Genomic DNA, 19,576 nt, shown 5'->3' on the forward strand with positions numbered 1-19,576 from the left:
AAGTCCTGGTCTATTTAATAGGATCGTACTGGTGAAATAAGATGAAGATATGAAGAATTATCAACAGGTTCAATTAAGACTGGTCTCATTGAACCACCAAAACTTAATCTTATCTCTTCTTCTTTTATTACTTTTAAAGCATCCATTAAAAAACTTCCATCAAGTGAAATACTTAATTCAATCTCTCCGCTAATCATCTTGATATTTTGTGTTTCTTCTATTTTTCCTAATTCTGATGAATTAGAAAAAATTCTTATCTTTTTACCATCCTTGATTTCTAAATTTACATTATTATTTCTCCATTCATTTGCAAAAAGACATGCTCTATCAATACCTTTTAACAGTTGAGTTGTGTCCAAAGTAATCACTGTCTTCGAACCTTTTGGTAACAATCCCGAAATGTTAGGATAATTACCTTCAATTAATCTTGAAAAAAGTGAGATAGTTTTTGATTTAAACACTATATAGCTATCTGTTATATAAATATGTATTTCACCGGTTTCATTTTTAATTAGCTTAGTAAGCTCATTTAAGCTTGTACTCGGAACAATGAAAGAACCATTTACATTTGTTTCTATTGCAAGTTCTCTTAGTGCTAACCGATGAGAATTTGTTGCAGCACACGAAATTTGATTTTCTTTAAAAGACATATTAACTCCTGTCAGGACAGGTCTGGACTCGCTCTTAGAAACTGCGAATACAGTTTGATTAATTATTTCCATTAATTCAATACTGGAGATTTTAGTGCATGTAGCTTCATCAACTTGAGGAAGACTTGGGTACTCTTTAGGGTTAAATCCGTTTAGGGTCATTATAATTTCATCAGACTGAATGGTAACTAATTGTTTTTCGTCTACTTTTAAATGTATATCACTAGGGAGCTTTTTAGCAATTTCACTTAAATATTTAGCAGATATAACAATGCTTCCTGTCTTATAAACTTCCAATACCTTTACATCATTAATCATTAAAGGTATTACTTTTTCAATAACAATATCAGAATTGCTTCCAATAAGGGTTAAACAATGTTTTTCAGCAATTATCTTAATACCTGTCAAAATAGGAAAGGGCGTTTTTAAAGATACTGCTTTACTAACCTCAGAAATTGCTTTATTAAAACATTCATTATTTATTATAATTTCCATAATAAAGTTCACTCCATTTTAATCGTTAGTAAAACTAATTCGACAAAATCCCTAAAAATTCCTGTTCAACTAAACTATCATTTAAAGATTTTGCGATACTTAATTTTTATGTTAGCAAAAAGTGCTTTCATGTACAGAAAACACTTCTTCAGTCTACAATTATTTTTTAACAGTCTAATCTTGTTTTCTATAGTCTAAAACATTTTTTTGAGACACCAAAAATAAAAAAGCCTAACATATTAGTCATATATAATATGTTAGGCCCCTTATATTTTAGGTTTCTTTGAATTTAGGTCTTGATAACTTATAAACGGTACATCTTTGTTTCAAACCGACGTACAAACGCTTTTATAGCGATGGTATTGCTTTTTGAATAGAAAAACCACATTTATCGTATCATGTAGATGTGATTTTTTATAACTTGCTAAAAAAGCCTTATATAATTTTACACTAACAGCCTGACTTGCTGGACGATTGTTTACTTTTACAAATAAAACTGTTGTCATCCTCTTTTTCTTCTATTATTTGTTCTTGGATGTTTATATATTTATTTACTAAATGGAATCACTCTAATATCACAATATCTTTTTAAAACTATACTCCATTTCTCCACCTAAAGCTTCAACCGTATCGCCAGTCTTTCTGAAATCATGTATATAGATTTCTTCGAACGGTTCCCAATTTACTTGCTTATAAAATTCATAACAAGGAAATCCATCATGTGTACCTTGAATCTGAATAGTACCATCTTTTTTGACATGTACGGTTAATAGGTAGTCAGCAGAAGGTACATATATATTTAATGGATTACTAGCACTTGCGCTCATTTGAAATGTGACACAGTCTGAATCCCATACGATATTCGTGCATAAAATGTTTTCTGTACTAGCTTTTCCCTTTCTTTTATTAACGGAACCGTCGGGAGTTGTGACTTTTTTCGTTGTTATGCCTGTGTTCTCATATGTGAACATTTCTTTTTTGTCAAAATCTACAATCACTTCTTGTTCAATTCTAGAGCGCATAGTGTTTACAGCATAAGGAGTGAATTCACGAGAATCGCCTTCAAATTGAATTATATTTCCTGTTTCCATATCTTTCTGAGGTTCAGTCCAAGACATTGGAATAAATACGCTACCTCTAAGTTTAACAATGTTAGCCATGAGAACCCTCCATCATTTGTGAATTTAGTTTTCTTAATCATTGTTTTTCGTCGTAATATAGTCAACTTGATTGACTATATTACGTATAGTACAATAAAACTTGAGTATAGTCAACTTAGTTGACTTCTTTAAGGAGGAATATACATGAATCATGAATTAGATAATGAATTGGATCTTACATCGCTTTTATCATTATCCTTTAGTACAGCAATTAACGAACTTCATGATAAATTGAGTGAATTGGGATTTGGAGATATTAGACCTGTACACGGTTTTATTTTTAAACACATCACCCCGAACGGAGCAACAGGTATAGAATTAGCCGAATATCTAGGAATTACAAAGCAAGCCGTGAGTAAAATAGTGGATTATCTTGAGGAACGTGGTTATGTAATGCGTAAAGCTCACCCTACTGACAAGAGAGGGAAAATTATTATTTTGACCGAACGTGGTTCATTAGTAGTAAAAACAAAAGAAAAAATATTAATGGAAATTGAACAACGCTGGATTGAAAGCATCGGTGCTGAAAGACTACAAATGATAAAAAAGGATTTAACAAAATTAGTTTATGAAACAAATGAAGGTAAATTGCCAACGAAATTAAGACCTGTTTGGTAATTGTAGAGTTAGGATTTATTTATCCTGCATTAACGGGCTGTAAAACCCCCACCTCAAAACTTAAGGGAAACGAAGAAGTTTAAGTGGGAGATAAACAGCTCGTAAAAGCCCGATTGGTTCAACTAACACTCAGTGGGGATGAAGAAAACCCCCACTGAGTGAAGTTTCACTTTATATAATAATCGTCTAAAAAATTATGTGAATTAGCACAGAAATAGGTAATAAACATACTCTTTATCTTAACAATAATGTGATAACATTATTGTTAAGACTTTCCCTCCAAAAACCTACACTTCCTCATTTTAAAGATAATTGGTTTCAATTATATGTATATAATATACAGTATCCAAATGTTTTCACGGAATGAAAACATTATAAGATCAATGCAGATGTTAAATACTTTAATTTCACCAGTCCCCCATTCAAATGAACCGTTTTTATTCACTATAAAAAGGAGATGGTTTATTATATGAATTTGACACTACTATCAACAACACTCTTGCTCATTATAATTTCTAATGTTGTTATTAGGGCTCTTTTACAAAATAAAATTAAAAAAAGTATGCTTAATTTAATTAGTAATGTAGTAGTATTACCAGGTATTCCTTTGCTTTGGTTTATGTCTGATATTCGTAGTTTCTCATCTAATGTTTTTTGGGATTTTTATTTTCCATTGATTATTACGATATTTTTAATTTTAATGCTCATCATTAATTTAGTTAGGTTCATTAAAGATATAGATAGGTGATTTAAAGCAGGTGCCTAACGTAAGAAGATACGTATTATAAATTTTGACTGGATAACATCCTCTACAAAAATGGTGAATTTGCTGTCAAACATAAAGGCCACTTCACACTTTCATGTGTGAGTGGCCCTCAGTCTGTTATTGAATTGGAATCGCTTCTCCTATTACTTCATCTTTTCCGTTATACGGGACAAGCGAATATTTACCTTGCTCTATATTAATGGAATCAAAGCGACTAAAAGAAATCTCTCCTGGATCATTGAACGTTGCTTCATTGAAAAGTTGTTCCTCACCATTTTCTGATACAATTTTAAAATAAATTGGATTATGTGTACTTTGCGTAGCATCATAGTAAATAGATGTAGAAATTGGTGTAACAACAACTTTTTCAATAACAATGCTTTGATCATTATGTAAAGTGATCATTTCATTTGTATTAAATGTTTTTTTATCTTTTATTAATTCACTTTGTGATGCTTCGATATGAAATACTAAAGGCTTGTTCATTACAGTATCCCAATCAAACGTATCATATGAGATTTCAAGTTGTAACGTTTCTGTTTGTGGTAAATGAGATAGTTCGATATCGTTGTAAATAGTAAACATCGCATCGTTTATTTCAATCGATTCTCCTCCTCTTGTGACAGTAAGATCCTCACCATTGATTTGTATTTTTGGAATTAATGCTTTTTGGTAATCAAAAGCAATCCCCTCCGCTGGTTCAAACGTTGAACCGATTAGTAAGTTATTGTCATCCACTAAGACTTCGTTCAAAGTTAATTTCCCATACTCATTTTCTGCCGTTTCGCCAACTATTGTTTTATATTTCGAATAATCTAGTTGTTGCTTTTTCTCTGGATCGTTAAAATGCTCAATTGGTTCTGCTATAAACGGTACATTTGCAACAGAAGGATTCGTGAGTGGTACTGCGATGCTAGTTATAATAATGCATGCAGCTGCTACACTTAACCATTTTTTTGAACGTTTCTTTTTATGTAATTTATTAAGTACACGCTTTTCCCACTGTTTTTCTTGTAATTTTGTTAGCGGCTTCTCTTCAAACTCTGTTACATCTAGCTTCATATTATTTAATTCTTTATAAATTGACATCACATCACACCTCTTTTTTAAAAGTAAAGATTTCCTTTAACTTTTTCCGTCCACGTGATAGCTTATTATGAATCCATGACTCTTTCACATTCATTTCTGTGGCGAGTTCTCGAGAAGGAACACCTTCTAAATAATACTTTTCAAAAACAGTACGTTCTGTGTTTGTTAGTTGCGTAAGTAATTCTTCCACATCATGTGTATCGTTTTGGGCGCTTGGTTTCTTATATGTATCATCGTTTATCTCTTTACTTGTAAAACGTTTCTGGTTTTTTATCGATTTACGCTGATAATCAATTGCTCGGTATTTAGCAATTGCGACAATCCATTGTTGAAACGTATTTTTACTATGATCAAACGCATCGATATGAAACCAAATGGCAAGTAATACATCGTCTAAACATTCTTCATAATCTTCGTTATTATAATGTACATGTCGTTGGATGATTGAAGTAAGTAAACCGCCGTACGTTTGAATAATAAAAGTGATCGCTTTTTCATTTTTTAGCTGAATTTGCTCCACAACATTTTCTTCTGTTACTTTCAACCTATTTCCCCTCCTTGCTTTACTTTTTGAGATTCATTTTATAATACGAAACAAATGGCCTAAACCTATCACTATATCGTTGAAAAAGAAAAGAAAAGAAAATGTTTTGCCAGCTGATGAATGACAATGGAGTTGATTCATTTTATATTGATAAATCAACATTACTATATATTTTGACGGTTTTAATAAAGTTTCTGCTAACTACATAACATAAAACCTACGTTAAGACAATTTTAGAAAAATAAAAAGCCGCTTCCTTATATAGTAAGAAAATCGGCTATTGGCTTAGTTATTGATTTAGGAAAATCAATGATCTTAATAATTTAACTATGAGTCTTTTCTAAAGCTAGTTTTATACCAAACCCTATCAATATAGTACCTGTAATTCCTTCAATCATATTTTGCGCTTTCGGTTTTTTCATAAATGCACTAATTTGATGAATTAAATAAATGTAAAGTAAAAACCATATGGCAGTCAATACAGTATAAGTAATACCCATTATAAGAAAAGGTACAAAGGTATTACTTCCAGGGTCCACGAATTGAGGTAAAAAAGTTAAGAAAAAGACAGCAACTTTTGGGTTTAAAAGATTGGTAAGAAATCCTTGTTTAAAACAAGATGTGTTTTCAAATTGTCTTTTTGCATTTATCTCTACGCTTGCTGCTTCTTCCTTTTTCTTTAAAGACCATAATGTCTTAACACCCAGATAAATTAAGTAAACAGCACCAACGTATTTAAAGCTAGAAAATACAAATGCTGATTTCACAATGATTGCTGAGAGTCCTAGTACAGCAGCAGAAGTATGGATAAGAAGGGCGCAACAAGTGCCGAAAGCTGTTTGAAGACCCCCCATTTTCCCAACAGTGAGCGTATTTTTTGTAGCAACTGCAGTATCAGGACCAGGTAAAATAATGAGAAAAATACACATAAGAACAAAGAAATAAAAATCTTCCACTTTATCATCACCTTTCTGATTAGAATAAGGTCTATGTAATCCTTAAAATATATTATATAAAAGTTGTGTAATTAATTGAACATAAACCTTATCTGATTGTGTAAAGGATAATAAAGTTATTTCATTTTAAAACCTCAACTAAGAATAACCCCGTTCTAAATTTAGAACGGGGTTATTCTTAGTTGATCTAGATATAGGATACTTCCTACACGGAATAAAGCCGTTGAGAAATGAAATATGACCTTTTTTCCTATGTAATCTTTAAACTCAGACCCTTAACGAGCCACGAAAACCTCTAGCAGCATAGTAGGAGTCTGCTCCGTTGTGATACACGAAGACGTGTCCGAAACGGTAATCGCAAAAAAGAGCGCCGCCTAGTTCTCTAATATCAGAAGGTGTTTGCACCCAACTCGATGTTTTCTTATCGAAAGTTCCAAGTTTCTGCAGCTCTCGATATTGTTCTTCTGTTAATAGTTCAATACCCATCGCAGTTGCCATATCAATAACGTTATTTTCTGGTTTATGTTTTTTTCTCGACTCTAGTGCTTCAAGATCATAACAAGCACTTCTACGACCTTTAGGACTTTCCGCTGAACAATCATAAAAAATGTATTCGTCCTTTTCTTTATCATAGCCAACAACATCTGGTTCACCATCAGTTTGTTCCATTTCATTAAGCGACCACATTTTTTCAGGATTAGCATCTAGTTTTTCTTGCACTTTATCCCACTGAAGACCCTCATGACGGTTCGTGTTTTTCTCAAAACGTGCTTTCAATGTTGCAAGTAATTCTTCATGTTGTTCTAGTGATAACTCTTTTGTATCACTAATTGTATTTTTTTCTATCATGTTCTTGCTCCTTTTCAACGAATATATGTTCTATTTTTGTTTTAATTATATATCATTATCGAAACGGAACGCAACGATTTGTTTTCTAGTAAAAGGATGGTCAATCGCTCTGCACTTTCACCCGACTGTGGAATAAAATGACTTGCAACTTTTTTTGTTACTTAACATCAATAGCTTCTTTCTCAATACCTTTCAATGAAAAGACAGTAGATATTGTTAACAAAATGAAAAATAATAACGCTTGAGATAAATTACTTATTGGTAAGAAAAAGACGCAGAGTATGATTGATAGCGGAATAATTTCTTTATAATTCTTTTTGAAGTTTTTACGATGACCTAAATGGTAATCTTCGATAAATATAGTCATGACACCAACAAATAAAAATAATGTAGATAGAGGTGAGTCTCCGTTGTTAAATGTATATACCATTAAACCAACTAATAAACAGACATAACGAATGATTATTAATATAATCCTCTTTTTTTTCATATCCCCTACTCTTTTCATTTTTTTCTCATTGTATCATGAATGATTTGACAGTTTCATTTTTTCTTCATGTATTTGTAATGCCTTCTGAACAAGTTCTTGATCCATTCTATAATAGTCTGTAATGAAACGCGCAAGCTTCCGGGGTGGAATAATACTCTCTACCTTTTTATCATAAAAATATTGCTTTAACACATTATTTTCTAACGAGCTCGAGATATCATTAACATAGGAAAAAATACGAGTTTTCTTCAAAAATAGAGCTCTTGACCAATCATTTGACCTCTTCAATATCGGATACATCTCTTCTAATGTTACTGGCTGTGGCGATAACGTCTTCTCAGGACCTGGTATTCTTGTTACAGCGATAGATTCAGAAGAGACGTTGTAATGAAACGTTTCACGGGTATCGTTTGTTTGAAATGTTGTTAAAAGCGGATATGCTTGGAATAAAGGCGCTGTATATCCAACATCTACATAATAAGGTTGATCAAGGTCAACACGTAAACAAAGATGCCCGGGTTCCATATATAAGTACTGCACATGAAATCCAAGTTGTGAAAGTAACCAATGAAATCCTATGGAAAGCGTCCAACATGTGCCGCCCATTCCTTTATTTATCATTCGGTCAATATATACATCAATTGACGGGATATAGTTCCCTGTTCGATTTCCATGTTCCCAATCAATCATCTTAGTGAATGTTTCCCACTTCACTTTCTTTTGATGTTGATGAATTAATTCATTGAGAAATGAAATCGTAGGCTCTTTTCGTTCTACTTCTAAGAAAGTTAAGAAACGGTTTACTAATAAATGTTCGTGCATAAGTATTCCTCCTAGCCGTTTTCATTTCAACTTACATTGCATGCTTTCTTCCCTTGTTCTTCATAAGCAGGCAATTTTGATATGAAAATAAACAATGTAACGATTCCCATTAAAATAGCAGTTCCGATAAAAGCAGTTTTTGCACCAAAAGTAGAAGCCAATCTACCTAAAATTAATCCAGATAACGGGAAAGAAATTGTTAATATCATACGGTATACAGAATTAATTCGACCAATCAATCCATTTGGAATTTCTTTTTGTCTAATGGTAAATGTATATATATTCAGCATAACACCACCAATACTTAATATTGCATAACCTACCATCGTCATTCGCCAATCAGCAAAAGAAGTGATCATGATCGTTCCAAATAATGAAACGAAACACACAATTGTAATGGCACGTCCTATCCTCATATATTTTGTTAATACTGGAGCGAGAAACGATCCAAGTAAAGCCATAGCTCCCATAATGGAATATACATTTCCGACAACGGAAGCACTGAGCTGAAAGTCACTTGATAAATAGTATGTCACTACAGTATACAGTGCTCCAGCGGCAAGGTTATACAAACATCCTATGATAGCTACCGACCACAAAATTTTATGATGAAATAAAAAGTTTATTCCCTCCTTTTCTGCAATATAGCTTTATTGTAAATGAAATTACAATACACTCCATTTATCTATAGAGCTAGTGGATGATACAACTTTAGTATGAATACAGGAAAATCCTTCTTTTTTATAGAATATAGAGATAAATTAATGTCACGGAGGGTTTATATATGTTTATCGTGAACGTAGAAGCTGCCATTTTTAAAGATGAAAAATGGCTATTAATTAGAAGAAGTGAGAAAGAAGAACACGCTGGCGGTACTTTATCCCTTGTTGGTGGAAAAGTAGATAATGAAGGTAATTCATCGGATATTTTAGAGCGTACACTAAAGCGAGAGGTATTTGAAGAAGTTGGTATACAAGTGGGTAATTTCAGGTATGTGAACAGCTCTTCATTTGTAACAGATACTGGTGTAGCTGTAGTAGATATCGTATTTCTTTGTGATTATGAGCATGGAGAAGCTTATGCGAAAAGTGCTGATGAAGTAGATGAAGTTGTTTGGATGACAACAGAGGAAATTTTAGCAGGGGAAGAGTTTCCGATTTATTTAAAAGAAAATATCAAATTAGCTTATAAATTAGCAACAATGAGTGTTTCTTCTTAATTAATAAAACGGGGCTAATCTTCTTATAGGTTAGCTCGGTTTTCACAAGCCAAATGTAATACTTTTTGTCTCCTATACAGATTATGAAATAGAGTAGTTTGGCATCCAATGAAAACAAGAGCCAGAAACCGGCTCTTTTGTTTGTCAAACTTCTTAATTTTTATTATGAAAAAATATAATTCACTTCATACCTTTTCATAAACATTACTTCTTCTTTTGTAAATCTCTTTTCGTGATTTCGCTTCTAATATTTACATCTTTTGAGAATTCAGTATCGCTTTTCGCATTATTAGTGTATTTACCTTTTTGTTGACGGTTATCATTTTGGTTTGTCATAACTTTCTCCTCCTCTCATTAAGATTCATACCTATTTTGTGCTAACGAAATAAATTAATACAGGTTTAACGGTTCTTTTGTAATCATTTTTAAACTTTCATCATAATAAAAACGCATCACAATCCTTCTTTTCACATACGAAGCGTTTTTCCCTTCTTTAACCTTTTCTTTTCCTATGAAATCCTTGTGTAATCCGATCTAGTATAATGGCAATGACTACAATAGCTAGTCCAGCTTCAAATCCCATTCCAATGTTAACTTGCGTTACAGAACGATATACATCTACCCCAAGTCCTGGTGCTCCTACAAGTGAGGCTGTAACAACCATCGATAAAGATAGCATGATACTTTGGTTTACGCCAGCCATTATTGTTCCTGTTGCGAGAGGTAACTGAACTTTAAATAACTTTTGCGATGCAGTAGAACCAAATGCATTGGCAGCTTCAATTAAATCTTCTGGTACTTGTCTAATTCCTAAATCCGTAAAACGAATCGTTGGTGGCATTGCAAAAATAACAGATGCGATAATACCAGGAACAACACCTACTCCAAAAAATGTAATCGCTGGAATCAAGTATACGAACGCCGGCATTGTTTGCATAAAGTCTAATGTCGGTTTTAATATTTTTGAAAATCGTTCATTTTGGGATGCTAATATACCAATTGGAATCCCAACAATAATAGAAATAATAACTGATGTGAGAACAAGCGCCAATGTTTGCATCGTTTGTTCCCAATAGTTAATATTTAGAATAAACAATAAGCCGATTAAAGCAAAAACTACTAAAGATACTTTGCGCGTTGTATACCAAACGAGAAAACATATGATTATAATCATTAAAAATGCTGGAATCAATATTAAAAAATTAGTAAGTAAATCAACAAAACCACCAATGACGTATGAAAACCCTCTAAACAGTCCTTCAAAATTCGCATATAGACTAGCAACGAATGCATCAACCCATTCACCTAAAGGAATACGTGGAATACTATTCACCGTCATTCACCTCTTCTTCAATATTTCCTGCAAGCGCTTGAATGACACTTTCCCGTTTTATTATGCCTCTTAGCCTTTTCTTTTCATCAATTACTGGTAATGGCAGCTTCATTTCCGCCATTTTTGCATATGTTTCTTCCAATAATGTATCCAAATAAACATGTGGAATATCCTTCAGCAGTAAATCTGCGATTGGCCATTGTTTTTGAACAGCTTTACTTGCATTATCAGCCGTTAAAATACCTAAAAATTCGTGTTTTTTATTTACAACATATACAGTAGACACACCAGCATTTCTCATAATTTGTAATGCCACACGAGGCCCACGATCAATTAATAATGTTTCTGGTCGTTTCAGAATGGATTCAGCAGTAATAACTTTTCCTAAATTCACATCCGCAACGAATTTTTCCACAAATTCATTAGCTGGACTCATCATAATTTCTTCAGGCGTTCCAATTTGTACGATTTCTCCATCTTTCATTAATGCAATGCGATCCCCAATTCGAAGTGCTTCATCTAAATCATGTGTAATAAAAATGATTGTTTTTTCCATCTTATCTTGCAGCTCTAACAATTCATCCTGCATTTCTTTTCGAATAAGCGGATCTAATGCGCTAAATGACTCGTCCATAAGTAGGACATCTGGGTCGTTTGTAAGAGCTCTTGCAATACCAACACGCTGCTGCATACCGCCGCTTAGTTGCCCCGGGTAACTATTTTTATGATGATCTAACCCTACTAATTTAAGTGATTCTAGAGCCTTCGCTTCTCTTTCTTCTACCGGAATTCCCTGTATTTCTAATCCATAGGCAACATTTTGCAAAACAGTACGATGTGGAAATAGCGCAAACTTTTGAAAGACCATACTCATTTTCGTTCTTCTGACTTTCCTAAGCGCCTCTTTCCCCATCGTTGCGATGTCTTCTCCATCTATGTATATATGCCCTGCTGTTGGTTTTATTAATTGGTTTAACATCCGCACAAGAGTTGATTTCCCACTCCCAGATAGCCCCATGATGACAAAAATTTCTCCAGTATATACTTCAAACGTTGCTTTTTTCACTCCAACGTTCATTCCCGTTTCTTTTAATATTTCTGATTTGCTTTTTCCTTCTTTTAATAACGCAACTGCTCTTTGAGGATTTTTTCCAAATACTTTTGTTACGTTTTCAACACGTACTTTTGTATTTTCCATACAACGACTCCTTTTCTGCCTATCTATTCACATAGTGTAACGATTTTAAACAGAAATATTACATAGAAATGACATAAAGTGAAACTTTAATCAGTGGGAGTTTCACCCTCACTAATTATTAATCATGGCAAATCGGGCTTTTAGAAGCAGCTCGACTCCGGCCTAACCTCGTTGCTTTTGATGAATTTTGAGACGAGAGGATTACTGCCCGTTAATACGAGATAACGAAGCTTTTTTAAAATTCCTGTTTCCGTTCATAATAAGAAGGTTCACTTATAGATTTATTCATAAAAGCAATGCTATATAAAATGAAACAAAACAACTTTTATTTATGAAACGGGAGGATTCAATGAAACGAAAAATATGGCTTATCTGCATTTTGTTATTCATCAGTATGATTATTACCTCTTGTAATGCTACGAATGCAAATATGAAAGGGAAAATTAAAATTGGTGTAACAAGTTGGAAAGAAAACATTGCAACCGCAAATATGTGGAAAGTTTTATTAGAACAAAAAGGTTATAAAGTTGAACTCATGTATTTAGAAAAAGCAGCGATTTGGACTGGTGTTGCTCGCGGCGATGTTGATGCAAATTTAGAAGTGTGGCTTCCTGTAACCGACGAACCTTTAAATAATCGGTATAAAAATGACATTGTCTTAAAATCGAAATGGTATGAAGGAACTGGACTTGGTTTAGTCGTCCCTTCATATATGAAAGACATTAACAGCATCGAAGATTTAAATACTTATAAGGATGAATTAAATAATAAGATTGTCGGTATTGAACCCGGCAGTAGTCTTATGAATTTAACGGATAAAGCAATGAAAGAATATGATATAAAGCTAAAACTTGTCCAATCTTCGGAAGCGGCAATGATGAGTGAGCTAAAAAAGGCATATACGCAAAAGAAACCAATCGCTGTTACGCTTTGGAATCCACACTGGGGTTTTTCAGAATTTGATTTAAAATATTTAAAGGACCCTAAGAAAGTATATGGTGAAAAAGACGATATTTATTACTCTGTAAGAAAAGGGTTTGAAAAAGATCACCCGGATATTGTGAAATATTTCGATAGATGGAAAATGACTGATGAACAACTTGGTACTTTAATGGTGACGTTAAATAAAATAAAGGATCCCGAAGAAGCTGCGCAAAACTGGATTAACAAGAATCAAGCATTAGTGGATACGTGGATAAAAGATTAATTTATTATACAAAAACAGGCCAGAGATTCTAATGTTCTCTAGCCTGTTTTAAGTTGTTTTTTTCAATATCTATAACATACAGTAATAATTTTCAATGGTAAAGTTTATATTTGAACGATTCATATCAATATGATTTCTTAACATTCGAGTTACTTTTGCGCACAAAATAATCACTCATTTTCAGCGCTTACTTAATAGGGCATTGACAGGATTGCTGCGTAGATCGCAAAGTAAAAACACAAAGACTTATTACCACTATATTTCTTGAAGTTCCCTTTGATTAAGGGCTCAATAAAGAGAGCTTGTAATATAAGCGAAGGAATAATGTTGATAACTTCTTTTTGCTTTTTCTGAACTTGTTGAGATAAAACACTTACTTATTGGAACATACTATCCGTATTGGAGGTGACTATTGTGAAGAGTGAAATATTAGAGTTAGTACCAGCAGCGGTAAAAAAATTACTTCAAAAAGAATTGAGTGATAAAAATCAATCTCTCCTTAATCTTATTGTTAATGATGCAAATACATATGATTTTGAATCAGAGCAAATCATTCCTTGTATTATGGCTGCTTATTACGTGTATGAATCTACATCGTATCCAGAAGAATTTGAGGAAGAATGGAAGCTGAACTTCGTATTTTATTCAGCTAGTCGTTCAGCAATGAAGCTTTTGTCTTATGGAAAATTTAATGCGGTACGTTCAGAAACTGGATGGATGCAATATAAAAACTAATCATGTATTATTTAAAATACCCATCCATTTAATGTGAGAGAAACAATCTATGTTGATTTTCCTAGAAACTAAGTAACTTGAGTTCTATATAAATATGGAACTCGAGTTACTTAGTTGTGCTTTTAAAATATTGTCTACTTGATAAGGGATGCTGCATAATTAGTAGAAATTTTTCACAAAAAAATTGAAATCTAAAAGAAGACCTGTCGGCAAAGTGCGAAATGCGAGTAATCCTAGTAACAACTAATAGAAATTCAGTTTACTTAATGTGTTGTTGTGTTACACAATGAATCATACCACCATATGCGTATAATTCACTTACATTAATACCGACAATTCTTCTCCCTGGGAATTGCCCTTCAATAATTTGTAGTGCTAGCTTGTCATGTTCATCATCATATATGGGCATCAATACAACTTCGTTTCCGATATAAAAATTCAAATATGAACCTTTACAATCTGCCTCTTTCACTATATTTCTCGTTAATGGCATTGGAATAAGTTGAAACGGTTTTCCATCCGTATTTCTTGCTTGTTGTAATTCTCGATAATGTTTTTCATACGCCTCCAAAAGATACGCTTCACTTTCACCAAAAGGATCATACTCATAGAGGATTGTATTCTCATTGGTGAAACGTGCTGCCCCGTCAATATGGAAGTCTGTATCTTCATTATAGTTATCTTCTCCACGAATACCGGTGATCCATATAAAGTTTGTTACACCCAAATACTTAGTTAATGCACGCTCAATCTCTTCTTGACTAAGCATAGGATTTCGATTTTCATTTATAATGGAAGATTTCGCTGCCATCAAGGTTCCTTTTCCGTTTATTTCTATCCCTCCTCCTTCTAGGCAAACACCCACATCAACTTTTGGAGTCTTATAATTCTTACTTATTTCATTTGGGATAACAGCATCGTTTGTATGTGGATATTTATTCCCCCAACCATTGAAAATCCAATGTGTTAGTGACAGATTTCCTTCCTTATCTTTCACAAAGATAGGTCCATTATCTCTTATCCAAACGTCATCCGTTTCGTGAATTAAGAAGTCAATTTTAGTTAAATCAACCTTTTCTTCCTTTAAATTCGATTGAACATACTCTTTTTCTTCATCATTACATACAACAATATGTACATTTTCCCCGTAATGAAGCTCCTTTGCCATTGTGATCCAAATGTCATTTAACTTAGCTTTATATCCTTCGCCTCTATGTGTTTTATCATGAGGCCATTGAAGCCATGTTCCCTCATGTTCCTCCCATTCTGCCGGCATATAAAATGCGATATTTTCTATACTTTTCATACATGTTCACCCTTTCTAAGAATGTACATTCATTCTATCCATTGACATTGTGTCAAGGTCAACAGAAAATATCATTGTTTGCAAGTTATTATATATGAAGAAACCGTCACTAAGTGAAGTTTCACTTTATTACTACAATAACAATCAGAGTAAGACAAAATGAAAAGGAATGTGCTCTGTATAATACAGAACACATTCCTTACAAACTACTTTAAATATGTGTCTAACTACTTTTTCTTAGAATAAACGACTTCTCCTTGTAAAACTGTCATTAAAACTTTAGCATTAGGAATCTTTTCTTCACTCATTTCAGTGATATCAGCATTTAATACTACAATATCAGCAGATTTACCCACTTCAATCGAACCAGTTATTTTATCAAGTCCTAATGATTTAGCAGGCTTAATAGTATAAGCATCAATAGCTGCATATACATCAGGTAAACCTTTTTTACCAAGACTTAGCGAATTAGAAATAGTGACAAGTGGATTCAGTTCATTTACATCCCAATCACTACTAAGTGATACATTCGCTCCTGTTTTCCAAATTTGACCTAATGGCATCATACGCTTCATCTGTTTATTTGAAAAATATGCACTTGCCCAACCTTGATTAGGGTCTTCTGCAAAATCATGACCTACCTGAAAGTCAGCGCTAACACCTAATGCAGCAAAACGCTTAATATCGCTCTCTTCTACCATTTCCACATGAGTAAGTGTATACGGATGAGTGGCGCCCTCTTTTTTTGCTGCTTCAATCGCATTTAAACTCTCTCTTACCCCGCCATCTCCAATCGTATGAATAAATGCACCATAACCAATTTTATTAAGTTCCGTCAACCACCATTTCATCTTTTGCTCTGGAATATAATTCAAACCATAAGGAGTTCCTGGGAACCACTCGAATTTATACTTGTCCAGTGTTTTCGCTGTACTATTAATGCTAATTCCATCACTATACATTTTCACTTGATTAATTAGCATTCGAGACGATAAATCATCATGCTTAATTTTTTTGAAATACTCAAGTTGTTCTGCTTCATTTAGGTTGGGGTATACCCACGGACGGAGTACTACCCGTGATGTTAACTCTCCTTCGTCATATACTTTGTCCCAAACGTCTAGCCAACCGCGCTTCCAATATAGACGACCGTCACCAACTGTTGTAATCCCGTTTTTTGCGACTTCATCCAAGCTATTCAATAAACCTTCATAATTTTTCTCAAACAGATAGGGCTGTGAGTTCCAAGCTTTCTCCATCACGATATCACCAGCTGCATCATAAAGAATACCAAAAGGTTCTCCTGTTTCTGGATCTCGAATAATTCTACCACCCTGTGGATCTTTCGTATCTTTATGCATCCCAGATATCTCTAATGCTTTGGAGTTAACCCATACAGAATGTGCGGTTCTTTCCATGATTACTACAGGATTATTTGGAAACATCTCATCAAGGAGCTGTAATGGAGTTTGTTCTTCTGATTCTTCGTCCATATCTTGTAATAAATTCTCCAAACTAAATCCTGTTCCGCTTATCCATTCCCCTTTTTTCACACCTTTTTGACAAGCTTTTAAATACGAGCGTTGATCTTGTAATGAATCATCTGGTGATACATTACAAAACCCTGCCGCTGGTGATTTTGCTTCAAATAAATGATTATGATTATCCACAAAACCAGGAAGGACGAAATGCCCTTGTAAATCAATGACTTGAGTATCTTTATTTATAAATTTTTTCACATCCTTGTTGGAACCAACAAATGTAATTTTTCCATCTTTCATTGCTACAGCTTCTGCTATATCTTGCCTTTGATTAGAAGTATAGATTATGCCATTTTTAAATACTACATTATCAGACAACTTGTTCACAGGGAGCGTACTGCTTTGTTCCGCCTCTCCTATTTGAGGTGCGCATGCTGAAACGAATATCGTACTAATAATTATAAAAACAATTATTAATAACTTTCGAGAATTTTCTTTCATATTTTTTGCTCCTTCTATTAAAATAAACTGCTCGTGAAAATAGAATAAGCATTCACATAGTGTCAAGGTCAACTATTATTATTTTTCTACTTTTATCCCGCATTAACGGGCTGTAAGACTCACACCTCAAAACTTAGAGGATTCAGAGAAGTTTAGGTGGGAGATTAACAGCCCGTGAAAGCCTGATTGAAGTTTCACTTTATAACCGAAAAACAAATTTGTGTTACATACTCTTCAACTGAGCAATTACATTCAGGACCCTTAAAATAGACTTCATATGGCTTGGCATCTACCAGATATCCATTTTTTTCAATCCATTCTTCTAGTGCCATATAGCCATAACCGATATAATCGTAACTCCCATGATGTAAGGTCGTCACAATTTGATGCTGAGCTAACTCTTTTATTTTCCACTCCTGTGATATGCTTTCAGTATTTTCATAACGAATTGGAATTATTAATTCAATATCACTTTCATTAGGAATATACTCTTCGTCATAAAAAATAGCGGATGGAGAACCGATTATTTGAAGTTCATTCTCTTGAGCTTTTCCGTATAAATACTCAAAATGTTTATCCATATCATGAATGTTCATTTGTAATCTTTGAGTAATTACAGTTATTTCATTTCTCATTCCACTTAAAATATCGTAAGGTCTCTGTTGTCTTGAAATTAAATTCGTATTTGTATCTATAATCTCTGTCATTTCGGAAATAATCTGCAAATTTTGCTGCACCTCATGAGATAATTCTGAAATTTGAGATCGCATATGATCGAGAAATACATTTTGATTGGATGAATGAAGAATCATCTTAATTTTCGGGAGAGAAAATTTGTATTCTCTTAGTTTTTTGACTCGCAATGCTATTTCCAGTTGATTTTGTTCATAATATCTATATCCATTTATGGGGTCTACATACGCTGGTTTCAGTATTTCCTCTTTATCATAATGTCTTAACATACGAGTGCTCATTTTACAAATTCGAGAAAAATCGGTAATGGTATACATAATAAATGCCCCTTAAACAATTGTATTTGCGGTATCTTCTATAATCTTACAATAATGATTTCTTCCCTTCATAAGAATTACGAAGGGAAGAAACACGAATTTGTTATCTAATTTGCAAACAAGCATTAATTCCAATTTAAAAAATTAAAAATAGAAAATTTATCATGTTTGCTGTCTTTTCTTTTAAATTGATGAGGTAACAAATGGGACGGACAATACCATGTTAAACAATTCATTGCACCTCCCATTGTAGATAGCTCCCCCACGTGAACTTGAATCACATGTTTATCCGTATATTTTTTGATATGCCGGAACACTTCGTTATCTTTAGATAATCCAAATTTAGGAACATATAAGGTATCGTTTGTTTCTAACATGTTTATATATAAACCTTTAGCTGATGCTATCTCTTGATCATACTGCCCTACTTCAGTATACGAAGAAGGAACAACTACAAATTTTGCTTCTGGCATTTTCTCTCGAATAATTTCTTGAATGCAATGCCTAAATTCTCGATCTCCTAAAAAATCACTAATAAACATTGTATGCTCATCAATAAACTTAACCATGCCATCCGCATGCGCAAGTATATCTCCTGATTCAGCAGGAATAATAATGACAAGACAGACATCTAAATCCAACTTTAATTGCTCTATAATTTCTCTTTCTGTCCACTTAAAATTATCCTCAAATATGCGGTCCGTGAGTATAACTGTATCTTTTTTATTCCAAATAAGGTTGCCGCCATCTAGTATCAACGGAGAAGTAATATATTCAAAATCATTTTTCTTCAGCCATTTATTAAATTGTTTATTTAAATATCGACTTTGACTTTCAGGTAGGTAATGTGGTTGATATTTAAATTTAACAAGATGATTTGTTATAACTGGTGCAATATCCCTCAACCAAATGTCATCATATTCAAAAAAGCTTGTATCAAAATTATGCTTTTCAACTGTTAAAGATATATGGTGATCAGTTAATGCTTTATTGTTATTCAGACTCTCATTAAAATGAAGAAGATCTTTATAAAAAGGCTTATAATATTGATTTGATTTGTTTGGTATTGCAGTAAAAATAACTCCGCTATTTATTTGCTTCATATTACTTTCCTCACTATCTTGAAGTTTTATTACATAGCTCATGG

The 19,576-nt window shown here is 33.2% G+C and carries 21 protein-coding genes and 2 pseudogenes; 5 read left to right on the forward strand and 18 right to left on the reverse strand.

Translation table 11 applies throughout. The features are described from left to right. Nucleotides 1-14: 14 nt before the first annotated feature. The 3 genes and pseudogenes from dnaN to BAMA_RS14720 form a co-directional block, all read right to left on the reverse strand. Nucleotides 15-1,145: a DNA polymerase III subunit beta gene (dnaN, locus tag BAMA_RS14710; RefSeq protein ID WP_034640361.1), complete on the reverse strand. Its 1,131-nt coding sequence runs from the start codon at nucleotides 1,143-1,145 to the stop codon at nucleotides 15-17. A 362-nt stretch (nucleotides 1,146-1,507) separates the two neighbouring features. Next, a pseudogene (locus tag BAMA_RS14715) lies at nucleotides 1,508-1,651 on the reverse strand (FMN-dependent NADH-azoreductase); the annotation flags it as partial. A gap of 69 nt (nucleotides 1,652-1,720) precedes the next feature. After that, on the reverse strand, nucleotides 1,721-2,305 hold the full coding sequence (locus BAMA_RS14720; protein ID WP_034640364.1) for a DUF3238 domain-containing protein: 585 nt from the start codon (nucleotides 2,303-2,305) through the stop codon (nucleotides 1,721-1,723). Nucleotides 2,306-2,449: 144 nt separating this feature from the next. Between BAMA_RS14720 and BAMA_RS14725 the strand changes: the two genes are divergently transcribed. Then, nucleotides 2,450-2,923, forward strand: a complete 474-nt coding sequence (locus tag BAMA_RS14725) for a MarR family winged helix-turn-helix transcriptional regulator (RefSeq protein WP_034640366.1) — start codon at nucleotides 2,450-2,452, stop codon at nucleotides 2,921-2,923. A 469-nt stretch (nucleotides 2,924-3,392) separates the two neighbouring features. Next, nucleotides 3,393-3,671 (forward strand): hypothetical protein, encoded by a 279-nt coding sequence (locus BAMA_RS14730; protein ID WP_034640368.1) that lies wholly within the window; start codon nucleotides 3,393-3,395, stop codon nucleotides 3,669-3,671. A 135-nt stretch (nucleotides 3,672-3,806) separates the two neighbouring features. Here the strand turns inward: BAMA_RS14730 and BAMA_RS14735 are convergent, their stop codons facing one another. The 7 genes from BAMA_RS14735 to BAMA_RS14765 all read right to left on the reverse strand — a co-directional run bounded on the left by BAMA_RS14735 (nucleotide 3,807) and on the right by BAMA_RS14765 (nucleotide 9,083). Continuing rightward, nucleotides 3,807-4,778: a DUF4179 domain-containing protein gene (locus BAMA_RS14735; protein WP_034640370.1), complete on the reverse strand. Its 972-nt coding sequence runs from the start codon at nucleotides 4,776-4,778 to the stop codon at nucleotides 3,807-3,809. A 4-nt stretch (nucleotides 4,779-4,782) separates the two neighbouring features. After that, nucleotides 4,783-5,322, reverse strand: a complete 540-nt coding sequence (locus tag BAMA_RS14740) for a sigma-70 family RNA polymerase sigma factor (protein ID WP_034640372.1) — start codon at nucleotides 5,320-5,322, stop codon at nucleotides 4,783-4,785. Between the two features lie 323 nt (nucleotides 5,323-5,645). Continuing rightward, on the reverse strand, nucleotides 5,646-6,251 hold the full coding sequence (locus tag BAMA_RS14745) for a LysE family translocator (protein ID WP_415782963.1): 606 nt from the start codon (nucleotides 6,249-6,251) through the stop codon (nucleotides 5,646-5,648). Nucleotides 6,252-6,545: 294 nt separating this feature from the next. Next, on the reverse strand, nucleotides 6,546-7,127 hold the full coding sequence (locus tag BAMA_RS14750; protein WP_034640376.1) for a DUF4256 domain-containing protein: 582 nt from the start codon (nucleotides 7,125-7,127) through the stop codon (nucleotides 6,546-6,548). Between the two features lie 157 nt (nucleotides 7,128-7,284). Then, on the reverse strand, nucleotides 7,285-7,635 hold the full coding sequence (locus BAMA_RS14755) for a hypothetical protein (RefSeq protein ID WP_235184459.1): 351 nt from the start codon (nucleotides 7,633-7,635) through the stop codon (nucleotides 7,285-7,287). 15 nt (nucleotides 7,636-7,650) lie between these two features. Beyond that, complete coding sequence (locus BAMA_RS14760) at nucleotides 7,651-8,439, reverse strand: arylamine N-acetyltransferase (RefSeq protein ID WP_034640381.1); 789 nt, start codon at nucleotides 8,437-8,439, stop codon at nucleotides 7,651-7,653. 26 nt (nucleotides 8,440-8,465) lie between these two features. Beyond that, on the reverse strand, nucleotides 8,466-9,083 hold the full coding sequence (locus tag BAMA_RS14765) for an MFS transporter (RefSeq protein ID WP_157406011.1): 618 nt from the start codon (nucleotides 9,081-9,083) through the stop codon (nucleotides 8,466-8,468). A gap of 140 nt (nucleotides 9,084-9,223) precedes the next feature. Here BAMA_RS14765 and BAMA_RS14770 point away from each other — a divergent pair, with 140 nt between their 5' ends. Continuing rightward, on the forward strand, nucleotides 9,224-9,658 hold the full coding sequence (locus tag BAMA_RS14770) for an NUDIX domain-containing protein (protein WP_034640387.1): 435 nt from the start codon (nucleotides 9,224-9,226) through the stop codon (nucleotides 9,656-9,658). Nucleotides 9,659-9,862: 204 nt separating this feature from the next. Here BAMA_RS14770 and BAMA_RS25415 read toward each other — a convergent pair whose 3' ends face one another. The 3 genes from BAMA_RS25415 to BAMA_RS14780 all read right to left on the reverse strand — a co-directional run bounded on the left by BAMA_RS25415 (nucleotide 9,863) and on the right by BAMA_RS14780 (nucleotide 12,189). Then, entirely contained in the window at nucleotides 9,863-9,994 is a 132-nt protein-coding gene (locus BAMA_RS25415; protein ID WP_265182744.1) for a hypothetical protein, read from the reverse strand. A 157-nt stretch (nucleotides 9,995-10,151) separates the two neighbouring features. Then, nucleotides 10,152-10,991: an ABC transporter permease gene (locus BAMA_RS14775; protein WP_034640390.1), complete on the reverse strand. Its 840-nt coding sequence runs from the start codon at nucleotides 10,989-10,991 to the stop codon at nucleotides 10,152-10,154. Further along, nucleotides 10,984-12,189 carry a quaternary amine ABC transporter ATP-binding protein gene (locus tag BAMA_RS14780; protein WP_034640393.1) on the reverse strand — a complete coding sequence of 402 codons (1,206 nt, stop codon included), beginning with the start codon at nucleotides 12,187-12,189 and terminating at the stop codon, nucleotides 10,984-10,986. Before BAMA_RS14780 ends, BAMA_RS14775 begins: the two co-directional genes overlap by 8 nt. Nucleotides 12,190-12,538: 349 nt before the next feature. On the opposite strand from BAMA_RS14780, the gene BAMA_RS14785 reads away from it, so the two are divergent. Further along, complete coding sequence (locus BAMA_RS14785) at nucleotides 12,539-13,396, forward strand: glycine betaine ABC transporter substrate-binding protein (protein ID WP_034640397.1); 858 nt, start codon at nucleotides 12,539-12,541, stop codon at nucleotides 13,394-13,396. A gap of 84 nt (nucleotides 13,397-13,480) precedes the next feature. On the opposite strand, the pseudogene BAMA_RS24550 reads toward BAMA_RS14785, so the two are convergent. Beyond that, nucleotides 13,481-13,561: pseudogene (locus tag BAMA_RS24550) on the reverse strand (RNA polymerase subunit sigma-70); the annotation flags it as partial. Between the two features lie 249 nt (nucleotides 13,562-13,810). On the opposite strand from BAMA_RS24550, the gene BAMA_RS14790 reads away from it, so the two are divergent. Then, the gene (locus BAMA_RS14790; protein WP_034640399.1) at nucleotides 13,811-14,131 is read left to right on the forward strand and encodes a hypothetical protein; all 321 of its coding nucleotides are present in this window, start codon (nucleotides 13,811-13,813) and stop codon (nucleotides 14,129-14,131) included. A gap of 259 nt (nucleotides 14,132-14,390) precedes the next feature. On the opposite strand, the gene BAMA_RS14795 is transcribed toward BAMA_RS14790, so the two are convergent. The 4 genes from BAMA_RS14795 to BAMA_RS14810 form a co-directional block, all read right to left on the reverse strand. Beyond that, the gene (locus tag BAMA_RS14795; protein ID WP_034640401.1) at nucleotides 14,391-15,437 is read right to left on the reverse strand and encodes an agmatine deiminase family protein; all 1,047 of its coding nucleotides are present in this window, start codon (nucleotides 15,435-15,437) and stop codon (nucleotides 14,391-14,393) included. A 227-nt stretch (nucleotides 15,438-15,664) separates the two neighbouring features. Next, nucleotides 15,665-17,419: an amidohydrolase gene (locus BAMA_RS14800; RefSeq protein WP_034640404.1), complete on the reverse strand. Its 1,755-nt coding sequence runs from the start codon at nucleotides 17,417-17,419 to the stop codon at nucleotides 15,665-15,667. A gap of 194 nt (nucleotides 17,420-17,613) precedes the next feature. After that, a complete protein-coding gene (locus BAMA_RS14805) occupies nucleotides 17,614-18,429 on the reverse strand; it encodes a MerR family transcriptional regulator (protein ID WP_034640408.1) in 816 nt (271 codons plus the stop codon). Nucleotides 18,430-18,554: 125 nt separating this feature from the next. After that, nucleotides 18,555-19,532, reverse strand: coding sequence for an agmatine deiminase family protein (locus BAMA_RS14810; protein WP_034640482.1), 978 nt, complete (start codon nucleotides 19,530-19,532; stop codon nucleotides 18,555-18,557). Between the last annotated feature and the right edge of the window lie 44 nt (nucleotides 19,533-19,576).

This window comes from Bacillus manliponensis (assembly GCF_000712595.1).
Taxonomy (GTDB): Bacteria; Bacillota; Bacilli; order Bacillales; family Bacillaceae_G; genus Bacillus_A; species Bacillus_A manliponensis.

What these genes read in the sequence shown, in the direction of transcription:
- BAMA_RS14810 (WP_034640482.1), bottom strand. Translation starts at nt 19,532, where the DNA reads ATGAAGCAAATAAATAGCGGAGTTATTTTTACTGCAATACCAAACAAA.
- BAMA_RS14735 (WP_034640370.1), bottom strand. Translation starts at nt 4,778, where the DNA reads ATGTCAATTTATAAAGAATTAAATAATATGAAGCTAGATGTAACAGAG.
- BAMA_RS14770 (WP_034640387.1), top strand. Translation starts at nt 9,224, where the DNA reads ATGTTTATCGTGAACGTAGAAGCTGCCATTTTTAAAGATGAAAAATGG.
- BAMA_RS14760 (WP_034640381.1), bottom strand. Translation starts at nt 8,439, where the DNA reads ATGCACGAACATTTATTAGTAAACCGTTTCTTAACTTTCTTAGAAGTA.
- BAMA_RS14780 (WP_034640393.1), bottom strand. Translation starts at nt 12,189, where the DNA reads ATGGAAAATACAAAAGTACGTGTTGAAAACGTAACAAAAGTATTTGGA.
- BAMA_RS14745 (WP_415782963.1), bottom strand. Translation starts at nt 6,251, where the DNA reads ATGTGTATTTTTCTCATTATTTTACCTGGTCCTGATACTGCAGTTGCT.
- BAMA_RS25415 (WP_265182744.1), bottom strand. Translation starts at nt 9,994, where the DNA reads ATGACAAACCAAAATGATAACCGTCAACAAAAAGGTAAATACACTAAT.
- dnaN (WP_034640361.1), bottom strand. Translation starts at nt 1,145, where the DNA reads ATGGAAATTATAATAAATAATGAATGTTTTAATAAAGCAATTTCTGAG.
- BAMA_RS14800 (WP_034640404.1), bottom strand. Translation starts at nt 17,419, where the DNA reads ATGAAAGAAAATTCTCGAAAGTTATTAATAATTGTTTTTATAATTATT.
- BAMA_RS14785 (WP_034640397.1), top strand. Translation starts at nt 12,539, where the DNA reads ATGAAACGAAAAATATGGCTTATCTGCATTTTGTTATTCATCAGTATG.
- BAMA_RS14755 (WP_235184459.1), bottom strand. Translation starts at nt 7,635, where the DNA reads ATGAAAAGAGTAGGGGATATGAAAAAAAAGAGGATTATATTAATAATC.
- BAMA_RS14795 (WP_034640401.1), bottom strand. Translation starts at nt 15,437, where the DNA reads ATGAAAAGTATAGAAAATATCGCATTTTATATGCCGGCAGAATGGGAG.
- BAMA_RS14725 (WP_034640366.1), top strand. Translation starts at nt 2,450, where the DNA reads ATGAATCATGAATTAGATAATGAATTGGATCTTACATCGCTTTTATCA.
- BAMA_RS14720 (WP_034640364.1), bottom strand. Translation starts at nt 2,305, where the DNA reads ATGGCTAACATTGTTAAACTTAGAGGTAGCGTATTTATTCCAATGTCT.
- BAMA_RS14805 (WP_034640408.1), bottom strand. Translation starts at nt 18,429, where the DNA reads ATGTATACCATTACCGATTTTTCTCGAATTTGTAAAATGAGCACTCGT.
- BAMA_RS14750 (WP_034640376.1), bottom strand. Translation starts at nt 7,127, where the DNA reads ATGATAGAAAAAAATACAATTAGTGATACAAAAGAGTTATCACTAGAA.
- BAMA_RS14730 (WP_034640368.1), top strand. Translation starts at nt 3,393, where the DNA reads ATGAATTTGACACTACTATCAACAACACTCTTGCTCATTATAATTTCT.